General features: G+C 63.5%; 25 protein-coding genes. 11 read left to right on the top strand and 14 right to left on the bottom strand.

The window, feature by feature from the left end:
- Window positions 1-651: 651 nt before the first annotated feature.
- Both LB513_RS22490 and LB513_RS22485 read right to left on the bottom strand, forming a co-directional pair.
- Window positions 652-1,200, bottom strand: coding sequence for a DUF4142 domain-containing protein (locus LB513_RS22490; RefSeq protein WP_224665729.1), 549 nt, complete (start codon window positions 1,198-1,200; stop codon window positions 652-654).
- Between the two features lie 91 nt (window positions 1,201-1,291).
- On the bottom strand, window positions 1,292-1,714 hold the full coding sequence (locus tag LB513_RS22485) for a pyridoxamine 5'-phosphate oxidase family protein (RefSeq protein WP_224665728.1): 423 nt from the start codon (window positions 1,712-1,714) through the stop codon (window positions 1,292-1,294).
- Window positions 1,715-1,835: 121 nt separating this feature from the next.
- Here LB513_RS22485 and LB513_RS22480 point away from each other — a divergent pair, with 121 nt between their 5' ends.
- Both LB513_RS22480 and LB513_RS22475 read left to right on the top strand, forming a co-directional pair.
- Complete coding sequence (locus LB513_RS22480) at window positions 1,836-2,054, top strand: DUF2945 domain-containing protein (RefSeq protein WP_224665727.1); 219 nt, start codon at window positions 1,836-1,838, stop codon at window positions 2,052-2,054.
- An 80-nt stretch (window positions 2,055-2,134) separates the two neighbouring features.
- Window positions 2,135-2,470, top strand: coding sequence for a hypothetical protein (locus LB513_RS22475; RefSeq protein ID WP_224665726.1), 336 nt, complete (start codon window positions 2,135-2,137; stop codon window positions 2,468-2,470).
- Window positions 2,471-2,496: 26 nt separating this feature from the next.
- Here the strand turns inward: LB513_RS22475 and LB513_RS22470 are convergent, their stop codons facing one another.
- Together LB513_RS22470 and LB513_RS22465 are read right to left on the bottom strand one after the other, a co-directional pair.
- Window positions 2,497-2,985 (bottom strand): GNAT family N-acetyltransferase, encoded by a 489-nt coding sequence (locus LB513_RS22470; RefSeq protein WP_224665725.1) that lies wholly within the window; start codon window positions 2,983-2,985, stop codon window positions 2,497-2,499.
- 5 nt (window positions 2,986-2,990) lie between these two features.
- Window positions 2,991-3,884: a lytic transglycosylase domain-containing protein gene (locus LB513_RS22465; protein WP_224665724.1), complete on the bottom strand. Its 894-nt coding sequence runs from the start codon at window positions 3,882-3,884 to the stop codon at window positions 2,991-2,993.
- A 180-nt stretch (window positions 3,885-4,064) separates the two neighbouring features.
- Here LB513_RS22465 and LB513_RS22460 point away from each other — a divergent pair, with 180 nt between their 5' ends.
- Window positions 4,065-4,634 (top strand): methylated-DNA--[protein]-cysteine S-methyltransferase, encoded by a 570-nt coding sequence (locus LB513_RS22460; RefSeq protein ID WP_224665723.1) that lies wholly within the window; start codon window positions 4,065-4,067, stop codon window positions 4,632-4,634.
- 48 nt (window positions 4,635-4,682) lie between these two features.
- On the opposite strand, the gene LB513_RS22455 is transcribed toward LB513_RS22460, so the two are convergent.
- Window positions 4,683-5,009, bottom strand: coding sequence for a hypothetical protein (locus LB513_RS22455; RefSeq protein WP_224665722.1), 327 nt, complete (start codon window positions 5,007-5,009; stop codon window positions 4,683-4,685).
- A 309-nt stretch (window positions 5,010-5,318) separates the two neighbouring features.
- Between LB513_RS22455 and LB513_RS22450 the strand changes: the two genes are divergently transcribed.
- Entirely contained in the window at window positions 5,319-5,531 is a 213-nt protein-coding gene (locus LB513_RS22450; RefSeq protein WP_137934910.1) for a cold-shock protein, read from the top strand.
- Window positions 5,532-5,988: 457 nt separating this feature from the next.
- Here LB513_RS22450 and LB513_RS22445 read toward each other — a convergent pair whose 3' ends face one another.
- The 3 genes from LB513_RS22445 to LB513_RS22435 all read right to left on the bottom strand — a co-directional run bounded on the left by LB513_RS22445 (window position 5,989) and on the right by LB513_RS22435 (window position 8,477).
- A complete protein-coding gene (locus LB513_RS22445) occupies window positions 5,989-6,600 on the bottom strand; it encodes a glutathione S-transferase family protein (RefSeq protein ID WP_224665721.1) in 612 nt (203 codons plus the stop codon).
- A gap of 135 nt (window positions 6,601-6,735) precedes the next feature.
- Window positions 6,736-7,584: an EAL domain-containing protein gene (locus tag LB513_RS22440; protein ID WP_224665720.1), complete on the bottom strand. Its 849-nt coding sequence runs from the start codon at window positions 7,582-7,584 to the stop codon at window positions 6,736-6,738.
- Window positions 7,581-8,477, bottom strand: coding sequence for an EAL domain-containing protein (locus LB513_RS22435; RefSeq protein WP_224665719.1), 897 nt, complete (start codon window positions 8,475-8,477; stop codon window positions 7,581-7,583). The genes LB513_RS22440 and LB513_RS22435 overlap by 4 nt, the downstream gene beginning before the upstream one ends.
- Before the next feature lie 208 nt (window positions 8,478-8,685).
- On the opposite strand from LB513_RS22435, the gene LB513_RS22430 reads away from it, so the two are divergent.
- Together LB513_RS22430 and LB513_RS22425 are read left to right on the top strand one after the other, a co-directional pair.
- Window positions 8,686-9,888, top strand: coding sequence for a pyridoxal phosphate-dependent aminotransferase (locus LB513_RS22430; protein ID WP_224665718.1), 1,203 nt, complete (start codon window positions 8,686-8,688; stop codon window positions 9,886-9,888).
- A 244-nt stretch (window positions 9,889-10,132) separates the two neighbouring features.
- The gene (locus LB513_RS22425) at window positions 10,133-12,184 is read left to right on the top strand and encodes an elongation factor G (protein ID WP_224665717.1); all 2,052 of its coding nucleotides are present in this window, start codon (window positions 10,133-10,135) and stop codon (window positions 12,182-12,184) included.
- Between the two features lie 808 nt (window positions 12,185-12,992).
- Here the strand turns inward: LB513_RS22425 and LB513_RS22420 are convergent.
- Window positions 12,993-13,889, bottom strand: coding sequence for a LysR family transcriptional regulator (locus tag LB513_RS22420; protein WP_224665716.1), 897 nt, complete (start codon window positions 13,887-13,889; stop codon window positions 12,993-12,995).
- Between the two features lie 78 nt (window positions 13,890-13,967).
- The gene (trxB, locus tag LB513_RS22415; protein ID WP_224665715.1) at window positions 13,968-14,942 is read right to left on the bottom strand and encodes a thioredoxin-disulfide reductase; all 975 of its coding nucleotides are present in this window, start codon (window positions 14,940-14,942) and stop codon (window positions 13,968-13,970) included.
- Between the two features lie 251 nt (window positions 14,943-15,193).
- Here trxB and LB513_RS22410 point away from each other — a divergent pair, with 251 nt between their 5' ends.
- Both LB513_RS22410 and LB513_RS22405 read left to right on the top strand, forming a co-directional pair.
- The gene (locus LB513_RS22410; protein WP_224665714.1) at window positions 15,194-15,691 is read left to right on the top strand and encodes an Lrp/AsnC family transcriptional regulator; all 498 of its coding nucleotides are present in this window, start codon (window positions 15,194-15,196) and stop codon (window positions 15,689-15,691) included.
- 142 nt (window positions 15,692-15,833) lie between these two features.
- On the top strand, window positions 15,834-16,628 hold the full coding sequence (locus tag LB513_RS22405) for a glycosyltransferase family 2 protein (RefSeq protein ID WP_224665713.1): 795 nt from the start codon (window positions 15,834-15,836) through the stop codon (window positions 16,626-16,628).
- Window position 16,629: 1 nt separating this feature from the next.
- Here LB513_RS22405 and LB513_RS22400 read toward each other — a convergent pair whose 3' ends face one another.
- The 4 genes from LB513_RS22400 to LB513_RS22385 all read right to left on the bottom strand — a co-directional run bounded on the left by LB513_RS22400 (window position 16,630) and on the right by LB513_RS22385 (window position 20,111).
- Complete coding sequence (locus LB513_RS22400) at window positions 16,630-17,271, bottom strand: HAD family hydrolase (RefSeq protein ID WP_318011208.1); 642 nt, start codon at window positions 17,269-17,271, stop codon at window positions 16,630-16,632.
- A gap of 11 nt (window positions 17,272-17,282) precedes the next feature.
- Window positions 17,283-17,855 (bottom strand): SIS domain-containing protein, encoded by a 573-nt coding sequence (locus LB513_RS22395; RefSeq protein ID WP_224665711.1) that lies wholly within the window; start codon window positions 17,853-17,855, stop codon window positions 17,283-17,285.
- 7 nt (window positions 17,856-17,862) lie between these two features.
- Window positions 17,863-19,356 (bottom strand): D-glycero-beta-D-manno-heptose-7-phosphate kinase, encoded by a 1,494-nt coding sequence (gene rfaE1 / locus LB513_RS22390; protein ID WP_224665710.1) that lies wholly within the window; start codon window positions 19,354-19,356, stop codon window positions 17,863-17,865.
- A gap of 122 nt (window positions 19,357-19,478) precedes the next feature.
- Window positions 19,479-20,111 carry a LysE family translocator gene (locus tag LB513_RS22385; protein ID WP_224665709.1) on the bottom strand — a complete coding sequence of 211 codons (633 nt, stop codon included), beginning with the start codon at window positions 20,109-20,111 and terminating at the stop codon, window positions 19,479-19,481.
- A gap of 545 nt (window positions 20,112-20,656) precedes the next feature.
- Here LB513_RS22385 and rfaD point away from each other — a divergent pair.
- The 3 genes from rfaD to waaC are packed head-to-tail and all read left to right on the top strand — an operon-like array spanning window position 20,657 to window position 23,558.
- Complete coding sequence (gene rfaD / locus LB513_RS22380) at window positions 20,657-21,607, top strand: ADP-glyceromanno-heptose 6-epimerase (protein ID WP_224665708.1); 951 nt, start codon at window positions 20,657-20,659, stop codon at window positions 21,605-21,607.
- Complete coding sequence (waaF, locus tag LB513_RS22375; RefSeq protein ID WP_224665707.1) at window positions 21,580-22,587, top strand: lipopolysaccharide heptosyltransferase II; 1,008 nt, start codon at window positions 21,580-21,582, stop codon at window positions 22,585-22,587. Before rfaD ends, waaF begins: the two co-directional genes overlap by 28 nt.
- Window positions 22,584-23,558 (top strand): lipopolysaccharide heptosyltransferase I, encoded by a 975-nt coding sequence (gene waaC, locus LB513_RS22370; RefSeq protein ID WP_224665706.1) that lies wholly within the window; start codon window positions 22,584-22,586, stop codon window positions 23,556-23,558. Before waaF ends, waaC begins: the two co-directional genes overlap by 4 nt.
- The last annotated feature ends 12 nt before the right edge of the window (window positions 23,559-23,570 follow it).

Below are 23,570 nucleotides of genomic sequence, written 5' to 3'. Positions count from 1 at the left end.
CGCGCACCTTGGCCGACATGACGGGGACTTCGATGATTTCTTTTTTCATGGTGGTGCTCCGTTTGGGTGGACGGAGCTTATCGCCCGGTCCGGCGAATGCCAGCGCGGACGCATGGTCCAGAACTCGTCACCGCCTTGGAAAATCTCGTAGGGCGTACCCCCGCTCCGTCCGGCTTCGCCGGCCACCTCCCCCCATTTCATGGGGGCGAGGAAACGCCAATCTCGAACGTCGCGGCCTGAAAAGCCTGGGTTCCTCGCCCCCACAATGTGGGGGAGAGGTGGCCCGGCGAAGCCGGGACGGAGCGGGGGCCGGCGCCGACATTGCGCGCTTGGCCTCACCCTCACCCCCGGATACGGCGGGCCGTCCTTGTGCAGGACGGCTCGGGCTCATCATGTCGATGTCAACTTCGTCATCCTAGGGCGAAGCAGCCGCGAAGCGACGCCGCGCAGACCCTAGGATCCATTCCGTGAGATCAATCTAGGTGTGCAGCGGTGCAGCATTCTGCATCGTTGTTGGGCTCCGGACTCCCGGAATGTATCCTCGGGTCTGCGCGGCGTCGCTTCGCTCCTTGCTCCGCCCGTGGATGATGATGGGAAGGTAGCGACGCCGGCAGAACGATGCCTGCCCGCGATCCACCCGCACCCGACACCCTAATGCAGCGCCGCAACATCCTTCAGGTGCATCTCATGCATCTGCAGCGTGGGCAGCGTCTTCTTGGCGAATTCCTTCAGTGCCGGGTCGTCGCCGGATTGCGCGTAGGTGGAAAACAGCGCCACGGCCTGCTTGTGCGCTTGCGTCTGCACGGCGATGTATTTGTCCTGGAAGGCCTCGCCGTCCAGCGCCTTGAGCTGGTCGAGCAGCGCCTGGTCGTTGGGCAGCAGCGGGCTGTCCTCCGCGATCGAGCCGGTGGTCTGGCTCTTTTCCCGCGCCATCTTGAAGTCCTGGCCGGCCTTGGTGTGATCCTTGACCATCAGCTCGGCGAAATCCTTCACGTCCGCCGCCACGCCCTTGTCCTGCGCCAGCTTGCTGCTCTCGATCTCGAAGCGGTTGGCGCTCACCAGCGTCTTGGTGAAAGTCTCGGTGTCGACCTTGTTCTCCGACACAGGCGGCACGTCGCTGGACGGTGCCGCCTGTTGGGCGAAGGCTGCGGGCGCGCCGGCCAGAAGGGCCAGCATGGCGATGGCAAGATGCGGTCTCATCGAGTGGACTCCGTGTTGGTGTGCTCGACGGACCAACGCGGCAGGCAGAGCGAGGTTGCGCCGCGCCCCTCGCACCGCAGGACAAGCCGCGTTACGAGGGCAGGATGACCTCGCCCTCGTCCTCGCCGTCCCAATAATGCGCCAGCCGGGCCTCCACCTTGATCATGACCAGCCCAGGCGTGTCAGTGCCCTCCTCGAACCATTCTTCGATGTCCTCGTTCCAATGTTCCTCGAACGCCGCCTTGTCGCGGATGATTTCGCCCTCGCCCTCGATCGCGACCCAGAAATTGTCGTCGCCCTTGAAGGCCAGCGCCACATTAACGTCGCGTTCGATCTCGGCCACCACGTCGGAATCTTCCATCGTGAAATAGAAGGAGGAGCCGTCATAGTCGACGTCCTGGTTGTTGCTCATCGGCCGTCCGGCAATGCCGCCGGTCTCGGTGTGGGTCGACATCATGCAGACGTCGATGTCGCGCATCTTTTCCGCGATCTCGGCTAGGCTTCGTTCGGTCATTACATGCTCCTTTGGCGGCTGTTGGCTAGGGCAACGCGTGAGCCGTGCTTTGGTTCTCAGGAACCGCGGGCGGGCGCTGAGCATTCATCAAGCAAAGGGATTTGCGGGAGCGAGGATCGCGATGCGGAAGCTGCGCAAGGGAACGCGGGTGACCTGGGAATGGGGCGCGCATACCGCCGAGGGCAAGGTGGCCGAGAGCTTCACCAGCGATGTGAAACGCACGATCAAAGGCACGGAGGTTGTGCGCAAGGCGAGCAAGGAAGAACCTGCCTATCTGATCGAGCAGGACGATGGAGACCATGTTCTGAAAAGCCATTCCGAACTGAAGCACGGCCACTGAACCCGCCCGGCGTGGAAGCGGAACAAGCGCGGCTTCCCGGCATTCTTTTCTCGCGATAGACTGCCGGGCGGGAGGGACAAATGCCTAAAGACGATATCGACCTGCGCTGCCCGCAAGTGGTGGCCGACAATGCAGCCAAGGGGCTGCGCCTGCGCGGCGAGTTCGGCCGCGGCGGCACCGAGATCGGCGTCGCGCGCGCCACCGAATTGAAGACCCGCAGGAACCTGTCGCCCTCGACCATCCGCCGCATGGTCAGCTATTTCGCCCGCCACGAAGTCGACAAGCGCGGCAAAAACTACGGCAATGAGGAAAATCCGTCGGCGGGCTATATAGCCTGGCTGCTGTGGGGCGGCGATGAAGGCCGCGCCTGGGCGCTGGAGCTCAAGAAAAAGATCGGCAACGCGCCCGATATCTGACCGGCCTTCGCCTCAGCGACAGCGGCTCAACCGTACCAATCCACCTCGAACATGCCGAGCCGTTCGTAGAGCCGGACGGCGGCAGCGTTCTCGACCGTATTGGTCTTCAGGTCGGCACGGTCGAGGCCGCGGGCGCGCAAGGCTGCGAAGGCGTGCCACATCAGCGCCTCGCCAACGCCCCTGCCCCGCGCTTCCGGGTGGACGGCAAGGTCTTTGACGAAGCCATTCGTCCAGCACAGCGCTGCTGCCGCCAGCAGGCCCCTGGCGTCGATGACGAGGAAGCACAGCGCCGGATCGAATTCGGGATCGCCCGAGATGCGCGGCCACCATGTGTCGAACGGGCCATCGGTGCCATCATCGAACACCTCGTCCAGCAGCGCATGCAGGGCCGGCGCGTCGCCCGGTTCGAGGCAGCGCATAGCGAAGCCTTCCGGCCAGTGCGGCGCGACGAGCGTCTCGTCGAGGATCTTGCGCAGCCGGATGTCGTCTGGAGCCGGCGGGCGCGGTAGCGGCATCGCGCTCAGGCGTCGGGCTGCCGGCGCCGGCGGTCCTGGCCAAGTCCGGTCGCCTCGAGCAGGCCCTTGCGCTTGGCGTCGTAATAATAGCCGGTCTGGTAGAGCCAGTCGGCGCGCTTGGCGTTGCCGCCGGAGACCAGCCAGGCGCCGCGCAGATATTTGACCGCGTATTTCAGATTGGTCTCGGCGTCGAACAGGCCCGAGGCCGGCCCGTCATAGCCCATGCCGCGTGCCGTCGCGTGCTTGATCTGCATCAGGCCCCAATGGCCATGGTTGAAGGCCTTGGGATTGAAGGTGCTCTCGCGGTTGACGACATGGCGCACCAGATCCGCCGGAACCTCGTAGAGCGCGGCGTATTTCTCGATCAGCTGTTCGATATGGCCGCGCGCGCCATGCTCTGCCCCGGCAGGCGCGACCGGCGCCTGGATGGGGGCGGCCGGATTCTGCGGCACGACAAAGGCGACCTGCTGCACGCCGGGCATGGTCTGGCCATAGCCGGCCTTGCCGCCGGCGGGCACGACGAGCGCGGCGGTGGTGTAGAGCGCGGCTGCGGGCGTTGCGGCATTGGCCGGCGCCGGCGCCTGCCAGGCGTTGGCGGCCATCACCGCATTCGCCTTAGGCGCCGCCGGTGTCGACCCCGCGAAGGCGGCGACCGGCTCGACCGGGGCAGCCGCGTCAGCAGCCAGTTCGGCACTCTGAACAGGTGCCACCCCCGATGATTGCGGCAGCACCGAAACGGTTTCCGGCAGCGGTATGGTAAAGCCCGCATCGGTGCCCGCGGCGGTCGCGGTTTCCGTCAGCGCCGGCGCCGCCTTCATCTGCGAGGTCGACGTGCAGCCGCTGAGGCCGGCTGCGGCGATGATGATGCCGATCGCGATAAGAGTGGGTTTTGCTGGCAAGCCGCGCTCGGGTCCGTTGGTCGGGTCGTTAAGGAATCCCTTACACCACCGATTCCCGGTGGGCAATCGTGGCCGACAGGTGGTTTTCGGGTGGCGGGACTGGGCGGGCGCTGCCATATTGTTCTGTATATGTACCGGCATAAATCCCGGTTTTCGCCGCTTTGCGGGAAGGAGCGCGTCATGGAAAATACCTCTGAGATCACGCCCGGCCACGCAGTGTTAGAAACAGTGATCGGATTCATGGCCATTGCGTGGAACGAAAACGGCCTGATCCGGCTCTGCCTGCCTGAACGGAGCCGCGAAGCGGTGGAGCGCCGGCTGATGCGCCATGCCGGCGTTTCAGCCTCGACGGTGCAGCCGCCATGGGTGGTCGATCTCATTGCGGCCATCAAGGCCTATGCGGCGGGAAAGGATGTCGATTTCTCCGACGTGCCGGTCGATCTGGCCGGCGTCGACGATTTCCGCCAGGCGATCTATGCCGCTGCCCGCAAGCTCGCCTTTGGCGAAACCACAACCTATGGCGAACTGGCCAAGGCGGCCGGCCATGCGGCGCTCGCCCGCGAAACCGGGGCTGCGCTCGGCGCCAATCCGGTGCCGCTGGTCATTCCATGCCATCGCATCCTGGCCGCCGGCGGCAAGATCGGCGGCTTCTCGGCGCCGGGCGGCTCGGCCACCAAGGAAAAGATGCTGGCCATGGAAGGCGTGCGGGTCGGCCCGCCGCCGCCGGCGCAGGTCTCCTTCGGGTTCTAGACCGCAGCTGGAGCCAGGGTGGCGCCTGCGTTCGGCTGACTATCGACCCTAGTGGCGGCGCAGGAAGCGGCGGCGGAAATGATCGTTGTCGACGCGCTTGCAGTTATAAACCGGGCAGGATTTCGTGTCCGCGCTGGGAACATAGGCGCGTGTCCGGACCTCTCCCATGCTGCAGAACTGCTGGCTTTGCACGTAGCGGTCGTAGAGCGGCAGTCCCGGCACCCGTGTCGATTGGTAGCGCAGGATGACGGCGCCCTGCCGCGCGATGGTCGCCTGCACCTTACCGCAGCTCATCCCCGTCGGGTCATAGCGCGAGACCGCCCCCGCCTCGGCGGCAAAAAGCGTCAGGCAAGCGGCAAGCAGAATGGTTTTCATCGTCCTCTCCCCAGATCTCTGTCCATAAGCACCTGCCCAAAACGGGCCTATCCACCTTCGCCCGCCCGGCCCGATCGCAAGGCTTTCCAGCGCTTGGAGCGGGCCTTGTGCGGTTTTCCGATCACGGCTTTCTCACACAGTCTTGTTTTTTGTGCGAAAGCAGCCTATATCAGCCCCATTGATATTTCGGCCGATCGATCCGGGCCTCGCGATCTTCGCGTTTGCTGACGTCTATCTCCAAAATCTCGATGCACACCGGCTGGACTTCGGTTCGGTCAAACTAAAGCAAATGTTGAAGGACTATCTACAATGGCAACTGGAACGGTCAAGTGGTTCAACGCCACCAAGGGCTTCGGCTTCATTCAGCCTGACACCGGCGGCGCGGACGTTTTCGTCCACATCTCCGCTGTCGAGCGCGCTGGAATGTCGACCCTGGTCGAAGGCCAGAAGATCAACTTCGAGATCGAGCAGGACCGCCGCACCGGCAAGTCGTCCGCTGGATCTCTGAGCAAGGCGGCCTGATTTAGCAAAATGCGCGCGCCGGGCGAGAGCTCGGGGCGCGCGGCAAGTCACGGATGTACTGACAGCCGCGCGAGAAGCGCGCTGGAGCTGAAAGAACCGACAAGCTGGATCAGCAGATAGCTGCCAGCCCGGACCGGACGCTCCCGATCAGGCTACCGAAAATGGGAAGGCGGGATTTATCCCGCCTTTTTGTTGTCTGGAGTTACCTTCTGCGCCTGCGCAATTGGCGAACCAGCAAAGCAGCCTCTTTCTCCCCGTCACTATACGGGGAGAAATGCCCGGCAGGGCAATGAGGGGCAGCGCGACGCTCACAGACAGATGTACGCGTGATTGCGAAACGACGCAGCCCTCCTCAACTCCCAGATGCTGGAGCCGGCCCTCATCCGGCTGCCGTCAGCTTTTTCGCGAAAGCACCGGGAGAAGGTCGCCCGGGACCGGTTTCGCCAAGCCGTTTCGCCTACACCATCCACTCGATCGGCACATGGCCGGGGTCGGCTTCGACCCGCTCCAGCCACGCCACGACGGAAGGATAGGCGTCGAGCTGGAAGCCGCCCTGCCCGGCCGTGTGCGTATAGGCGTAAAGGGCGATGTCGGCGACGCTGAACGAACCGCCGGCGAAGAAGGCGTTGTTTTCCAGATGCTTGTTCATCACGCCCAGCGCCTTGTTGCCGCGTTCCAGCGTCACCGCCAGCCGCTCCGGCGTCGCGTCGCGGACGCGCTCGGGAAAAGTCAGAAGGGCCTTGCGCACCGCGATATAGGGTTCATGGCTGTATTGTTCGAAGAACAGCCATTGATAGGCAAGGCCGCGCTCGTACCGGTCCGCCGGCAGGAACCGCGTGCCCTCGGCGAGATAGAGCAGCATGGCGTTGGATTCGGCCAGTCGGCGGCCATCGTCGAGCTCGAGCAGCGGCACCATGGCGTTCGGGTTCTTGGCCACATAATCCGGCTTGCGCGTGTCGCCGGTCTGCGAACTCACCTCGACATTGGTGAAGTTGATGCCAAGCTTGGCCATCAGCAGGCGCGGCTTGTAACAATTGCCGCTGTTCATCATGCCGTAGAGTATGGTCATCGGTCCCTCCAGATCGCAGCCTTTTGCGATGGATTATCCCCACGGCGCTGGCCGCGACCAGTGATTTGTTTTGGCGTGACGATCAGCGCCGCTGATGCAAGTCCGGCAGACCTAGCCGATGGCCCGATGGCGCAACTACCCGAACAGCGGAATGACCTTGCCGTCCCTGCCAAGCAGAATGTCGGTGTGCAATGGCTCTTCCTCGAAGACCGTTCCGGCCAGCGCCGGACGGGCGAGATAATAGCCCTGCAGCAGGTCGGCGCCGCCATCTAGCGCGACGCGCAGATGGGTGGCGTTCTCGATACCCTCGACCAGAACCCTGGCGCCCCGGTCATGCAAGGTGGAAACCAGCGGACGGAAGAACCGCTCGGCGGCGGCATGGCGGCAGAAATCGCCGAACCAGGTACCGTCGATCTTGACGATATCTGGGCTGAGCATGCCAACGCGCTGTTCGGTCGAGTGCCCGGTGCCGAAATCATCGATGGCGATGCGGATGCCGTGGCGCCGGAATTCACGTACCAGACGGGTAAGAAGAGCGTCGTCGGCCGCCTGCTCGGTGATTTCGCAGACCAGCATTACAGGGCTCAGGCCAAGATCGCCGAGATGCCTGGTCATCAGCCGGATCTCGGCCAGCGCCCGCCCGCGATGATCGTTGATCAGCGGATTGTAGTTGAAGAACAGGTCGAGCCCGTCGACGCCGATATTGCGATAGTTCCTGAGATGCAACACCCGGCACATGGTCTCGACAAACAGCCGGTCGGGCCCGGCGACACTGTCGAAAAACACCTGCGGTGCTACCGGCCGCCCGGCACGGTGCGGCTCGATCAGCGCCTCGACCGCGACGGGTTGCAGAAACCGACCTTGCGGCGCGAAAATGGGCTGATAGGCGCTCCGCAACCGGTATTCGCCGTGGATGCCGTATTCGATGCCGACTTCGTCGACCTCGATCGCATCTGCGACTTCGCGCCTCCGTTCGAAACTCATGTAGCTCCCTTCCTCCCGAAAGCCTTCGCCGGACGCGCCGGCTGCGGTCCCGGCGAGGCAGCTGGCGCGGTTGTGTCGACGGAGGCGGCGCGCGCCTGCCTGCTTTTGTCGAAAACGCGAAAGCTGGTCGGCGCCAATTCGGGCCGGGCCAGCACGAAACCCTGGACCATGGACGCGCCCGATTTCTCGGCGAGTTCCAGCTGCCAGCTTTCCTCGATACCCTCGAACACCGTTCGGATGCCCTGCGCCTCGAAGCTCTTCACCATGCTGGTCAGCAACGCGAAGCCGGCGCCGGATTCCATCAACTGCGTGATCCAGAGCGCATCGAACTTGACGATATCGGGCTTGAGCTCCTGGATGCGGTGGATGTCGGAATCATCCGCGCCATAGTCGTCCACGGCAATGCGAAAGCCGTTCGCCCTCAGCGCCGCGACGAAACTGTGCAGGGTTTCCTGCGATGCCGACCGCTGTTCGGTCACTTCGCACACGACCCGGCTCGGGTCGATGCCGGACTCGTGCAACACCAGCCGCATTTCCCGCAAGGCACTGTCGGCGACCGTTCGCTCGGTGAAAACGGACGGGTCGAAATTGACGAAAATCGACGCGTCCTGCGGCAGGCAGGCTCCGGCATTGAGAAGATGCAGGGTCCTGGTCAGCGCTTCGATATGCAGCCGGTCCGACGCCGGACAGGTGCTGAAAAAAGTGGATGGCGATTGCGGCTCGCCGTCCCGGAACGGCCGGATCAGCCCCTCGAATGCAGCGAGCGACAGCTTGCCTTCCTTGAAAGCGAAGATCGGCTGGAAGGCGCTTTGCAGCGTATAGAGCCCCCAGACACCGGTCGAGGTGCCGTCGTCGTGACGAATGATGTGGGCAAGCCCGATGCTGCGCGGCACTGTTCCTCGCTCCTCGAACTGGCCATTGGACTTCGATACTGTCACTCAAGCCTATATCGGCCGTTAATGAATTTATTGTTGTCGAACGGAGCCCAATCACAGCTCCTTGAGACTGGATCAGCCGACAGTGCTTGCACTGGGCGAAATCATGCGACATGGAAGCGCCGCGGCCCTTGAGGCCGTGCCGATACCCTGGAGATCCCTGACCATGGCCTTTCTTGCCGACACCCTTTCCCGCGTTAAGCCTTCCGCGACCATCGCGGTGACGCAGAAGGCTCGCGAGCTGAAAAATGCCGGCCGGGACGTGATTGGCCTTGGCGCCGGCGAGCCCGACTTCGACACGCCCGACAACATCAAGAATGCCGCGATAGAGGCCATCCGCCGCGGCGAGACCAAATATCCGCCGGTATCGGGCATCGTGCCGCTGCGCGAGGCGATCGCGAAGAAATTCAAGCGCGAGAACAATCTCGACTACAAGCCCGAGCAGACCATTGTCGGCACCGGCGGCAAGCAGATCCTGTTCAACGCCTTCATGGCGACGCTGAACCCCGGCGACGAGGTCATCATTCCCCGCCCCTATTGGGTCAGCTATCCCGAAATGGTGGCGATCTGTGGCGGCACGTCGGTCTTCGCCGACACATCGCTCGAGAATGGCTTCAAACTGACAGCCGATGTCCTGGAGAAGGCGATCACGCCGAAGACCAAATGGCTGCTGATGAATTCGCCGTCGAACCCTTCGGGCGCCGCCTACACGGAAGCAGAACTGCGCGCGCTGGCCGATGTGCTGTTGAAGCATCCGCATGTCTGGACGCTGACCGACGACATGTACGAGCACCTGACTTATGGCGATTTCGTCTTCAAGACCATCGCCGAGGTCGAGCCGAAGCTCTATGAGCGCACGCTGACCATGAACGGCGTGTCGAAAGCCTACGCCATGACCGGCTGGCGCATCGGCTACGCGGCGGGTCCCGTCCAGCTTATCAAGGCGATGGACATGATCCAGGGCCAGCAGACATCGGGCGCCTGCACGATCGCGCAATGGGCCTCCGTCGAAGCGCTGAACGGGCCGCAGGACTTCATCGCCAGGAACAAGGCCATCTTCCAGGGCAGGCGCGACCTCGTCGTCTCGATGCTCAACCAGGCGCGCGGCATCACCTGCCCCTCCCCTGAAGGCGCTTTTTACGTCTATCCGTCCTGTGCCCAGCTGATCGGCAAGAAGACGAAGGCCGGCAAGGTAATCGACACCGACGAGACGTTCTCCTCCGAACTGCTCGAGGCCGAGGGCGTCGCGGTGGTGTTCGGATCGGCTTTCGGCCTCGGCCCCAACTTCCGCATCTCCTACGCTACGTCGGAGACGCTGCTGGAGCAAGCCTGCTCCCGCATCCAGCGCTTCACCGCCTCGCTGGACTGAGCCGCCGGGGGCGGAACGGCGCAAGCATCCTTTCGCGCCAGGCGACCCGGTCGTCCTGGCGCGAACTCTATTTGTCTTGCCCTCCCGGCAAACAAGTGGGACGATGCCTCTGGGCAGGTGGCAGTTGAAAAGAACCCCGCCCGCGACGGTCGCACAGGCCGGCCGCCGCTGAAGGACCGATTGACCACGCCTGAACCATGCATGCCAGTCGGTCCTGCGGGAAACGCCTGAGTGGAGGTCAGTCATGGGTACTCGCGCCGGAGGACGACGCACGGGACCGAAATGCATTGCCATAGTCGGTCCCTTCGCAAGCGGTAAGACGACACTTCTCGAAGCCATATTGGCCCGCACGGGCGCCATTCCCCGACAAAATCCCGTTTCATCCGGCAACACGGTTTCAGACCATTCGCCGGAAGCGCGCGCCCATGCCATGAGCGTCGAGGCAACCATCGCTACCACCGAATTCATGGGCGAGCAGATCACCTTCGTCGATTGTCCCGGCTCGATCGAATTCTCCTTCGAGGCGGAACCGGTGCTGGCCGCCTGCGACCTGGCGGTGGTCGTAGCCGAAGCCGACGAAAAGAAGATCCCGGCGCTGCAACTGATCATGCGCAAGCTCGACGATCTCGGCGTGCCGCGCATCCTGTTCCTCAACAAGGTCGACAAGGCGGCTGCAGGCGTGCGCGACACGCTGAAGATGCTGCAGCCGGCAAGCTCCGTGCCTCTCTTGCTGCGCCAGATTCCGCTGCGCAAGGATGGCGTCGTCATCGGCTCGATCGATCTGGCGCTGGAGCGCGCCTACATCTATCGCGAATATGCCGAGAGCGAGATCGCGCAGATACCGGGCGACGAAAAGGCGCGCGAGCTTGAAGCGCGCTTCTCCATGTTGGAGACCCTGGCCGACCATGACGACCAGCTGATGGAACAGCTGCTCGAAGAAATCGAGCCGCCCAAGGATGCGATCTTCGACGACCTCGCCGCCGACCTGCGCGACGGCGCGGTGACGCCGGTGCTGATCGGCACCGCCGAAAAGGGCAATGGCGTGCTGCGCCTGCTGAAGGCAATCCGCCATGACGGACCCGACATCGAGGCGACCCGCAAGCGGCTCGGCGCGCCTGATGGCGGAGCCACCCTGGTTCAGGTGATGAAGACGATCCACACGCCGCATGGCGGCAAGCTCTCAGTGTCGCGCGTCCTGTCCGGCCAGGTCGCCGACGGTTCCGAACTCTGGTTGCCCGGCGGTGGCACCGCCAAGGTTTCCGGCATCTATCGCATGCTTGGCAAGGACCAGTCCAAGCTGACCGGCGCCAAGGCCGGCGATACCGTGGCCCTCGGCAAACTGGACGACGCCAAGACCGGCCAGACCCTCACCTCGGCCAAGGGCGGCACCAGACAGTTGTTCGATGTCGAGCCGCCGCAGCCGGTCTACGCCTTCGCGCTGCGCCCCAAGGAGCGCAAGGATGAGGTGAAAATGTCGGCCGCCATCCAGCGGCTGGCCGAGGAAGACCCGTCGCTCGGTCTGCGCCACAACCAGGACTCGGCCGAAACCGTGCTGTCTGGCCATGGCGAAATGCATCTGCGTGTGGTGCGCGAGCGGCTGGAGGGCAAGAACCAGATTCCGGTCGAAGGCCACTCCCCGGCGATTCCCTATCGCGAGACCATTCGCAAGTCGGTACAGCAGCGCGGCCGCCACAAGAAGCAGTCCGGCGGCCACGGCCAGTTCGGCGATGTGGTGATCGAGATCAGACCGCTGCCGCGCGGCTCGGGCTTCCAGTTCACCGACACCATCACCGGCGGCGTCGTGCCGAAGACCTACATCCAGTCGGTCGAGACCGGCGTGCGCGATTATTTGAAGTCAGGTCCGCTTGGCTTCCCGGTGGTCGATATCGCCGTCAACCTGTCGGACGGCTCCTACCATGCGGTGGATTCGTCCGACATGGCCTTCCAGATGGCGGCGAAGCTGGCGATGAAGGAAGGCATGCCGGCCTGTTCGCCGGTGCTTCTGGAACCGGTGATGAAGGTGCAGATCGTCACGCCATCCGACGCGACATCGAAGATCATCGCGCTCATCCCGCAGCGCCGCGGCCAGATACTCGGCTACGACGCGCGGCCAGACTGGCCGGGATGGGACGTGGTCGAGGCGACGATGCCACAAGCGGAGATCGGCGATCTGATCATCGAGCTGCGCTCCGCGACCGCGGGCGTCGCCAGCTACAGTGCCGTCTTCGACCACATGGCCGAAATCACCGGCCGTCTCGCCGATGAAGCAATGAACGCCAATGGCAAGGCCGCTTGAGACAGCCAGGCGTCCTGTCGACATGAAAACGACGTCCGGCGGAACCGGACGTCGCTTCATTGCGGACCGTTTTCGTGGGAGGTAAAACGGCAGGTCCGCCGCACAACTCCGCCGATTATCCGGCGGGAAATGGTTCGGACGCGGTAGCCACCTGAGCCTGGATCGTCCGGGTGATGCCCCCATCACCCGTCCAAACCGCACCGCGTCCTATCTTCCGCTTAACAGGCTTCTAGGGGGTATGGCATGTTACCCGATGTTACATGTCACTGTTACGTGGCAATCCTGGAGGCATTAGCGGCAGCCGCGACAGGACGCGAGCAACAAAAAAGCCGGATCAACGAAGATCCGGCTGAGTTTGATTGGAAGTGCCTGTTAGGGCTAACCTCCAGAGGGGAACACTCTAGGGCGCTAATGGGAGGAGAACGCGCCCAGGAGATGATCTATATATCGGCTCATCATGCCCAAGAAACAAGCATCTATTTTGCAACACACACATGCAAAAACATGCAGGCTGTGGCCCACCCCCTCCGGAAAACGAATAGGACCAACAGAATCGTCGAAAACGACCGCTCTCCAGCGGTAAAATCCGACTTCCAAGGCGGATTATCGCCGTTCCAGCCCTCGAAAGCGGCCAGGCAGCAGATGACGTGGAATCAGGCAGGAGGCGTTCATTTCTCAGGCAATCGGACCATTGCCTTGATATCTGCCTAAATCGGCACCGGCGGTCTCTGCAGGCGGCTGGTTCCGCATCTACCTCGCACCCGCGCGTCGCTGATGAGTGTGTCGAGGGATTGCCACCCGATAGCGGTCAGTAAGACCAGCTTCGCGCCTTCGAAATGATGAAGTCTCGGAAGACGTGAAGCTTCGCCTGGTTCTTCATCGCGTCGGGATAAGCGAAATAGGTGTCGAAGGACGGCACCTCGGTCTCCGGCAGCAACTGCACCAGACCTGAATCCTTGCTGATCACGTAGTCGGGGAGCATGGCGATCCCCGCTCCGCCCTGCACGGCGCGCTTGATCGACAATATGTCGTTGATCTGCAGCGTGGGGACCCTCTGCCCACCTTCGAAATCGCCGACCGTTTCCAGCCAGTTCAGCTCCGACAGATGCGACGGCACCGGCACGCCGAAGGTGACGATGCGATGGTTCTTCAGTTCGGCGACCGAAGCCGGCTTGCCATGCTTGGCCACATAGGAGGGAGCCGCGTAGAGATGAAAATGGACGGTGAACAGGCGGCGCTGGATCAAGTCCGGCTGCTGCGGCTGCCGCAGCCGGATGGCGCAGTCGGCCTGGCGCATGGTGAGGTCGAGCTCCTCGTTGGCGAGGATAAGCTGCAGGCTGATTTCGGGATACAGTTCGATGAATTCCTGCACCCGCTCAGTTAGCCAGCCGGCGCCCAATCCCACCGTTGTCGTCACCCTGAGGATGCCCGACGGCCGGTCCTTGGTTTCGGTCAGCCGAGACTTGATCGTCTCCAGCTTCATCAGCACGTCATGCGCGGTGCGAAACAGCATCTCGCCCTGTTCGGTCAGCACCAGGCCCCGGGCGTGGCGGTTGAACAGCGGCACGCCGACATCGTGCTCGAGCGCGCTGACCTGCCGAGAGATCGCGGACTGCGACAGATGCAGGGTCTCGGCAGCATGGGTAAACGACCCCGCTTCCGCAGCAGCGTGAAACACACGTAGCTTGTCCCAGTCCAACGCCATATTTCCCCTCATTCTGTCTGGCGTCTGAATGAACAATCAGGCTTTTAAGCGGCGTCTCTCAGCCGCTTGCTGGACTCACTACTCAGCCGCTTCCCGGTGCGCCTCGATGCCGGCAATATACTTTTCCGCCTCGAGCGCGGCCATGCAGCCGAGCCCCGCCGCCGTCACCGCCTGCCGATAGACATCGTCGGTCACGTCGCCCGCCGCGAATACGCCGGGCACATCCGTGCGGGTCGAATCCGGCGCCGTCCACAGGTAGCCGTTCGGCTTCTGCTTCAGTTTGCCTGCGAACAGCTCGACCGCCGGCGCGTGGCCGATGGCCACGAACACGCCGTCGACCTTGAGATGCGTCTCGGCACCGGTCACCGCGTTGCGCAGCTTCAATCCTTCCACCGAAGGTGGCAGCGGCGCCTTGCCTGGGCGGCCGGTGATCTCATCGACGATCGTGTCCCAGATGACCCGGACATTCTCTTTCTTCAACAGGCGTTCCCGCAGGATGCGCTCGGCGCGGAAGTCGCTCCGCCGGTGGATGACAGTCACGCTCCTGGCGAGGTTGGAGAGATAGAGCGCCTCTTCCACCGCCGAATTGCCGCCGCCGACCACCGCGACATCCTTGCCGCGATAGAAAAATCCGTCGCAGGTGGCACAGGCGGAAACGCCGAATCCCATGAATTCCTGCTCGGTCGGAATCCCCAGCCATTTAGCCTGCGCCCCGGTGGCAATGATCAGCGCATCCGCCGTGTAAGTGGTGCCGGAATCGCCCTTGGCGCGAAATGGCCGCACGTTCAGGTCAACCTCGATGATGATGTCGTTGATGATGTCGGTGCCGACATGCTCGGCCTGCTTCAGCATCTGCTCCATCAGCCAAGGTCCCTGGATCGGATCGGCGAATCCCGGATAGTTCTCGACATCAGTGGTGATCATCAACTGGCCACCTTGCTGCAGGCCGGCCACCAGCATCGGTTTCAGCATGGCGCGCGCCGCGTAGACCGCCGCCGTATAGCCGGCCGGGCCGGAACCGATGATGAGAACGGGAGCGTGTTTGGTGGTCATCCAAAACCCCTAAGGCGGCCGCTGGCCGGGTCGTGAAAACAATGGCGGATATCGCGGACAATGTAAGTGCTGCCAGGCATGCCAGCAAGACAAACGGCTCGTCGTCCCCGGAAAGCTTCGGCTCCTCGCCCTGTTCGCGGCCTGGCCCCCGGCGTTACCGCCTTAAAATAGCAGCCGGCAGGGCTGGCTTGGCTCGGAAAGTCGTTTAATTACGAGATGGCGAAAGATTCTTGCGCCGAGCCGAGACAGCCATGCCCTTGAAAGCCGACCTCGACGCCATCGACTGGAAGATCCTGCGCGAACTCCAGGCCGACGGGCGCATGACCAATGTGGAACTGTCGAGCCGTGTGGGCATCTCGGCGCCGCCATGCCTGCGCCGCGTCAAGCGGCTGGAGGAGGCCGGCATCATTCGAGGTTATCGCGCCCTGCTCAACGCGCCGGCACTCGGCCTCGATGTCGTCGCCTTCTGCCTCATTGGCCTGCATCACCAGTCGGACGCGGAACTGCGCACCTTCGCCGAGCGCACGCGCGGCTGGCCGATCGTTCGCGACGCCTGGATGGTCTCGGGCGAATCCGATTTCCTTCTGCATTGCGTGGCAAGCGATCTCGGCGCCTTCCAGACCTTCGTCATCGAGGAACTGACCTCGACGCCGAATGTCGACACGGTGCGCACGGCGCTCACCATCCGTCGGGTCAAGGACCAAGGGCTGGTCTCGTTCGAACGACCTGAGATCGGTGGACGCTCCTAAGACCGGCCAACGCTTGTACGTCAGGTATCTCGGGAATTCTTCACAGCGGCCCGGCGTTGACATACGGGGCTGTACGGCGCTGCGGGAAAAGATAAATTAGACGGATTGAATGTCGGGCGATGCCCGCCATGGGAAGGGGACCATGACTCGATTTGCAAGTCCGGTCTCGGCGCTGATCATCTGCATGAACGAAGCTGACAAGATCGGCCCGTGCCTGGAGAGCATCGATTTCTGCGCCGAGATCATTGTCGTCGATTCGGGATCCACGGACGGCACGCTCGAATGCGTGAACGGCTACATCGCCAAGGGCTATCCGATAAAACTGCTGCACAGAGACTGGTCGGGTTTCCCGCGCCAACGGCAGTTCTCGCTCGATCATGCCACGCAGCCATGGTGTCTTTCGATCGATCCCGACGAGCGTGTCGACGATGCGCTGCGGCAGGCCATTATGGCCGCCACGCGGACGACCGAAAGCGGCGTGAACGGTTGGTACATTCGCCGGCGCGACTGGCTGAAAGGCTACGGTTACGCGCACCCCTGGGTCCTGAACAACCGCCTCATGCGGCTTTTCCGCCGGGACGTCGCCACCATGGACCTGACAGCGCGGGTTCATGAATCATTCGTGGTCCCCGGCGAGACCCGCACCATGGAAAGCGGCGTCTTGCTGCACCGTCGCGAGATCTCGATCGAGGGAGACCTTGCCAGGGCAAACATCTATTCCACCCTCAAGGTTGCCATGATGGTCGAGAGAGGCAAGAAGCCCCGCTTGGTGCGACTGCTTCTGTCACCGCTGGGCAACTTCCTCAAATTCTATGTGGCCAAGCGCTATTTCCTCTGCGGCCGGCATGGATTTTTCTACTCGATGTCGGTGATGATCTATTCCTATGCCACGGAGGCCAAATTCTACGAGGTCCTGGAAGAGAGGGATCAGGTCTGAGTCAGGCTTCGCCTGGCGCCTCGCCAAGAGCCGTCACGGCGGCGAGCAAGCCGTCGACATCGCTCCGATCCCGCAGCGGCGAGATGGCGAAGTTTCCTTGACGAGAGCCTTCGCCATCCACCAGCCAGCCTTGCGCCAGTCCGGCGCGCCGCCCTGCCTCCATGTCGGCCGGTTTGTCGCCAACGATCAATGAGCGGGGCGCGTCGATGCGAAGACGTTTGGCGGCCTCGATAAGCATGCCGGGATTGGGTTTGCGCATCGGGTGGTCGCCGACCGCCAGCGGCCCGGCCCCGCCCTCGTGATAGGCGCAGGCCAGCACCATGTCGACGGACGCGCCTTCGAGGCCCAATAGGTCCAGGACCCGGCCGTTGACCTTGGCGAACTCCTCCCAGCCGAAATAGCCGCGCGCGATGCCCGACTGGTTGGTCACGATGACGACCGGAATGCCGGCATGGTTGGCGGCGGCGATGACGGACGCGATATCCGCGCGCAATGCGATCCGCGCCGGATCATCGGGATAGCCGGTATCGACATTGATGGTGCCGTCGCGGTCGAGGAACAATGCCGGCCTGCCTTTGGCGAAGGTCCTAGCGCCGACACTTTCGACCCACAGTCCCGGCTCCTGAAGCGGATGCGACGTCACCACGGCACCCGTCAGCCGGCGTGCAGCCGCGTTTCGACCACCTCGCACAGATGGTGGTAAAGGCACAGATGCCCCTGCTGGATGATTGGCGTTGAGGCAGAGGGCACGTTGAGAAGGATGTCCGACAGGGGCTTGAGCTTGCCGCCCGTATCGCCGGTTAGGCTGATTACCGTCATGTCCATCATCCTTGCCTGTTCGGCGGCAGCAAGGATGCTCGGCGAATTGCCACTGGTCGAAATCGCCAGCAACACGCCGCCCGCCGAACCATGCGCCTCGACCTGGCGCGAAAACACCGTGTCGAACCCATAGTCATTGCCCCACGCGGTCAGCACGGCGGCGTTGGCCGGCAGCGCGATGACATTGTAGGCCTTACGCTCCTTGAGGAAGCGGCCGACCAGTTCGCCGGCGATGTGGATGGCATCGCTGGCCGAGCCGCCATTGCCGGCGATCAGCAGGGCCTTGCCCGACGAAAGCGCCGTGACCACTGCGCTCACGGCCCGTTCCATCTCGCCGGTCAGGTCGCGCTCGACCATGGCGGTGATCGCGGAAGCCGAGCGGACCAGGTAATCGTTCAGTTCAGACATGTAACCCTCAATTGGTGGTGCCGCCCGCGCGCAGTTTGCCGATGGTGCCGGTGGTGCTCTTGCCGGCGACGAGATCGACCAGCACGACGCGCCCGCCTGCCTTCTGCACGACGTCGGCCCCGACCACTGTTGCGACCGTGTAATCGGCGCCCTTGACCAGGATGTCCGGCAACAATGCCTCGATCAGCGCCAGCGGCGTGTCCTCCTCGAACACTACGACCGCGTCGACCGAGGCAAGGGCTGCGAGCACGCAGGCGCGGTCATGCTGGTCGTTGACCGGGCGCTCCGGGCCTTTCAGCCGCCGCACCGAAGCATCGCTGTTAAGGCCGAGCACCAGCCGGTCGCACTGGCTGCGCGCCGCGTGCAGCAGGCTGACATGGCCGGCATGCAAAATGTCGAAGCAGCCATTTGTAAAGCCGACGCTCAGGCCCTCCGCCTTCCATGCCGCCACCATGCGCGCGGCCGATGCCGCGTCGAGTATGGCATCCTTGTGGGCGGTCGGACCATGCGAGCGGAACAGCGCGCCGCCGAGTTCTTCGACGGTCAAACGCGCGGTGCCACGTTTGCCGACGACGACACCGCCGGCAGCGTTGGCGATAACGGCCGACTGCACGCGATCGGCGCCCGCCGCGAGCGAAAGCGCAAAGCTGGCGATCACCGTGTCGCCGGCGCCGGAAACGTCGAACACTTCCCGCGCCTGGGTGGCGATGTGGCGGGCGTCCTCGGCGGTGACGACACTCATCCCCTTCTCGCTGCGCGTGGCGAGAACGAAATCGAAATCGTGGTTCGCGATCAGATCGCGCGCCGCTGCCTCGACCTCGTCGTCGGCGAACACTTTGCGACCCACCGCCTCGCCAAGCTCCTTGCGGTTAGGCGTGACCGCGGTCGCGCCGGCGTAGCGTGCGTAGTCGTGGCCCTTCGGATCGACCAGCACCGGCTTTCCCGCGTCGCGGCAGATGGCGATCAACTCGCCGGCGACACCATCGAGTAGGACGCCCTTGCCATAGTCGGAGAGGATGACGATATCGGCGCGCGGCAATTCGGCCTGAAAATGCTCGAGCAGCACCGCCCGCTCATGGGCGGAGAGCGGCTTGATCTCTTCCTCGTCGAAGCGCAGCACCTGCTGGTTGAGCGCGCTGAAGCGGCTCTTCGACGACGTCATGCGGCCGCGCTCCTGCGCCAGGCCCGCTGTGTCGGCGCCAAGCTCGCCGAGCATACGTACCAAATTGTCGCCGGCCGTATCGGCCCCGATCACCGAAACCGGAATTGCGCGCGCGCCGAGCGAGACGATGTTGGCAACGACATTGCCGGCGCCGCCCATTGCCGAGATCTCGCCGCGACCATGCAGCACCGGGATCGGCGCTTCCGGCGAGATCCTCTCGATGACGCCGTTGACGAAGCGGTCGAGGATGAGGTCGCCGACCACCAGCACGGTGACGTCGCCAAACCGTGCGATGGCGCGGTGCAAAGCTTCTGCTGACGGTGGGTTGTGCTTCATCATGTCACTGGCAAGAGGCAACGCGCTGCTGAAATCCGGTCTGGAGTATATATGGGGTCGATCAGCGGACTTTCATCGCGAAGCCGATATACGGCAATTCGAGCCGGCGCAACGGCGGCGTCACGTCAGCTTTTCTGCAGCGCCACGTGCACGCCGAGCCCGACAAGGACAGCGCCGCCCGCCCGTTGCATCAGCCGCTGCGCCCGGCTCGAACGCCGCAATCGGCCGACCACCATTCCGGCAAGGAAGACACAGACGATGTCGGCCGAGGAGAACATCACATTGACGATCGTTCCCAGCACGACGAATTGCAGCCACACCGGAAACGCCGCCGAGGCATCGATGAACTGCGGCAGGAACGCCATGAAGAAGATTGCCGTCTTGGGATTGAGCACCTCGACCGTGAGGCTCTCCAAAAAGGCCCGCCGCGCCGACTTCCTCTCGAGAGCGGGCAGTGCGATGCCGCCCTCGACGCGCTTGCGAAACAGCGCGACTCCCAGCCAGATCAGATAAAGAGCGCCGACCAGCTTGACCGCCATGTAGAGCGGCGGCACGGCATGGAACAACACCGATAGCCCGGCGGCCGCGGCGAAGACGTGCACATAGCCGCCAAGATGAATGCCCAGAGCGGCCGTCAGACCCGACCAACGCCCGCGCGCCATGGTCTGGGCGGCAGCGTAGAGCATGGCGGGGCCTGGAATGTAGGCGAAGATCGCCGTGGTGGCGAAAAAGGCGATCAGCAATTCAGTCGACGGCATTTTCGGCCCCTCGGTAACTCACTCTCTGACAGGCTGCACCTTGCGCCATGTTGGCGATATCACACATATCGGCACCTTCGAAATGCGTCCTACTAAACCTTTTGAAGCGTTGGCGCTGCCCCTCACCCTGCATCCCGGCATCCTCTCTTCGTATAGCGATCGGGAGAGGGGTACTGTCATCGACGGTTTCGCCAGCTGTCACTGTTGCAAGGAAAGGCAGCGAGGTTGCGCGCAGCTTCCTTCTTCCCGTCACTATACCGAGAAGGTGCCGACGGGCGGATGAGGGGCGCGCCGACCTGAAGTCGTCGTCAGCAATTGGCCGGTTGCGACCGCCCTACTGGTAGCAGCCAAATCACGATCGGACCGTTAAGAGCCTGCGAACATGTCAACATGCTCGCAAGGAGCGTCTTGGCGGCGTAAGTACGGCGACTGTCCTGGCCGCAGCGCGCTTGGGATATCTCGATGCATCGTGATCGCCCTCCTTTGTCGACAGCCTAGCCAGCCTCCCCTATAAGGACCGGAATCGCAAGCAAGCAGAGGCCTTCATGATCATCGTCACGGGCGGCGCCGGCATGATCGGCTCCAACATCGTCGCCGCGCTCAATGCGGAAGGTCATGACGACATTCTGGTCGTCGACGATCTGACCGACGGCCACAAGATTGCCAACCTCGCCGACCTCAGCATCACAGACTATCTCGACAAGGACGACTTCCTGGCCCGTCTCGAAGCCGGGGATCTCGGCCGCATCGAGGCTGTTTTCCATCAGGGTGCCTGCTCGACCACCACCGAGTGGAACGGCAAGTTCATGATGGAGGTGAATTTTGCTTATTCGAAGCGGCTGCTGCATGCCTGCCAGGCGCTGCGCGTGCCCTTCCTCTACGCGTCCTCGGCCTCCGTCTATGGTGGCGGCGCCGAGTTCCGCGAGGAACCGGCGCTCGAGCGGCCGCTCAATGTCTATGCCTATTCGAAGAAGCTGTTCGACGACTATGTTAGGCGCACCGTGTTCGATACCGACCATTCGCAGGTCGCAGGGCTGCGCTATTTCAACGTCTATGGCCCGCGCGAGGCCCACAAGGGCGCCATGGCGTCGGTTGCTTTCCACCTGTTCAACCAAGTCGAACGCGGCGAGAACCCGAAATTGTTCGGCGCCCATGACGGCTTCGGTCCTGGCGAGCAGAGCCGCGACTTCATCCATGTCGCGGATGTCGCCGACGTCAATCTTTGGCTGTGGAAGCGCGGCTCGAGCGGTATCTTCAACTGCGGTACCGGGCGCGCCCAGCCCTTCCGCGCCATCGCCGAGACCGTGATCGACACGCTGGGCAAGGGCGAGATCGAGTTCACCCCCTTTCCCGACCACCTCAAGGGCAGCTACCAGAGCTTTACGCAAGCTGATATGTCCCGTTTGCGCGCGGCCGGCTACAATGGCCAGTTCCGGACAGTCGAAACCGGTGTCAGAGACTATGTTGAATGGCTGAAGGCCCAACGATCCTCGTGATCGGCCCACGCTGGGTGGGCGACATGGTGATGGCGCAGTGCCTGTTCTCGGCGCTGAAAGAACTTCACCCCGAGGCCGCGATCGACGTGCTGGCCCCCGCCTGGGCCGCACCCCTGGTCAAGCGCATGCCCGAGGTCCGACAGCAGATCGATTTTCCGGTCAAATCCGGGGCGCTGGAATTCGGCCATCGCCGCCGCTTCGGCCGCGAACTGCGCGGCCGCTATGACATGGCCTATATCCTGCCGGGCAGCTGGAAATCTGCGCTGATCCCCTTCTTCGCCCGCATTCCGCGCCGGTTCGGCAATCTGCGTGAAATGCGCTATGGCCTGCTGACCGACATCGTGCCGCTGCCGGACGACGTGAAGCGCCGCACCGCCCAAGCCTTTTTCGGCCTCGCCCAGGGCGGTCACTTCCGTGCCCCCCACCTGACCGTGGACGCCGGCAACCAGGCCGCTTTGCTCGCGCGTTTCGGACTCTCGCCAGGGAAATTCGCCGCGTTGATGCCGGGCGCCGAATTCGGCCCGGCCAAGCGCTGGCCCAGCGAACATTATGCCGCCCTTGCCCGCGATTTCATGAGAAAAGACCTGAAGGTTGTCCTCTTCGGCTCGACGAACGATCGCGACGTGACGGCGCAGATCGCGGCGCTTTCGCCCGGAATTGTCGATCTCGCCGGCCGCACGCGGCTGGAGGACGCCATCGACCTGATCGCGGCCGCGAGGCTGGCGGTCTCCAACGACAGCGGGCTGATGCATGTCGCCGCCGCCGTCGGCACGCCGATCGTTGCGGTCTATGGTTCGACCTCGCCGGCCAACACACCGCCGCTGGCGGAGCGACGTGAACTGGTCTGGCTCGGCCTGTCCTGCTCGCCCTGCCATCAGAAAATCTGCCCGCTCGGCCATTTCAATTGCCTGAGGACAATGGAAGTCGCACGGGTTGCTGCGGCGGCGGACCGGCTGCTGGACGTCCCGGCCGCCGCATGAAGGTCCTGATCGTCAAGACATCCTCGATGGGCGATGTCATCCACACTTTTCCTGCGGTCGAGGATGCCAGCCGCCAGCGGCCGGAGGTGACCTTCGACTGGTGCGTGGAGGAGGCCTTCGCCGGCATTGTCGCGCTGCATCCGGCGATCGGCCGGATCCACACCGTAGCGATCCGGCGCTGGCGCAAGGCGCCTTTCAAGGCCGGCACTTGGCGCGAGGCGGCAGCGTTGCGCGGCGCATTGCGCCAATCCCGCTACGACCTCGTCATCGATGCGCAGGGCCTGTTGAAATCGGCCCTGGTTGCGAAACTGGCCGGGGCGCCGATCGCGGGCTTAGATAGGTCGAGCGCGCGAGAGCCTTCTGCCGCACTGTTGTACACCACGACACACGCCGTGCCGCGCAGCCTGCACGCTATCGAGCGGACGCGAAGGCTTTTCGGACTGGCGCTCGGATACCTGCCAGATCTGTCGATGCTGGATTCTGGCATCGTCCCGCCCGGCAACCTAACAGGCATTGCCGGGAAAACCGCTTTCCTGCTGCACGGCACCAGCCGCGACGACAAGAAATGGCCAGTGGAAGACTGGATCGGGACCGGACGCCTCTTGGCTGAACGGGGCGTGACGCCGGTCACCACATGGTCGAACGAGCGTGAGAAGGGCGTCGCTGAAGCCATCGCGGGTGCTGTGCCCGCAACGATCGTGGTGCCGAGATCGTCGCTGGCCGATGTCGCCGCCATCATCGGCCGCTCGACGCTGGTCATCGGCGCAGATACCGGCTTGACCCATCTCGCCAGCGCCTTTGGTCTGCCGACGGTCGCGGTGTTCCTGGCGACCGAGCCGGGCCTGACCGGCCCGCGCGGGCCCTATGCTTCGACGCTGCTAGCTGCGGCAGAGAGGCGTGTTACGCCCGCGGAGGCGGTGGCTGAGGCGGAAAGGCTGCTGGAGCTCAAGCTCCGCGCCGGGACGGAGTGACATTTCAACCAA

Source organism: Mesorhizobium sp. ES1-1, from assembly GCF_020164785.1.
Classification (GTDB): domain Bacteria; phylum Pseudomonadota; class Alphaproteobacteria; order Rhizobiales; family Rhizobiaceae; genus Mesorhizobium.
The sequence above is the reverse complement of the archived record's forward strand: the minus strand, read 5'-3'. Positions and strand labels throughout refer to the sequence as shown.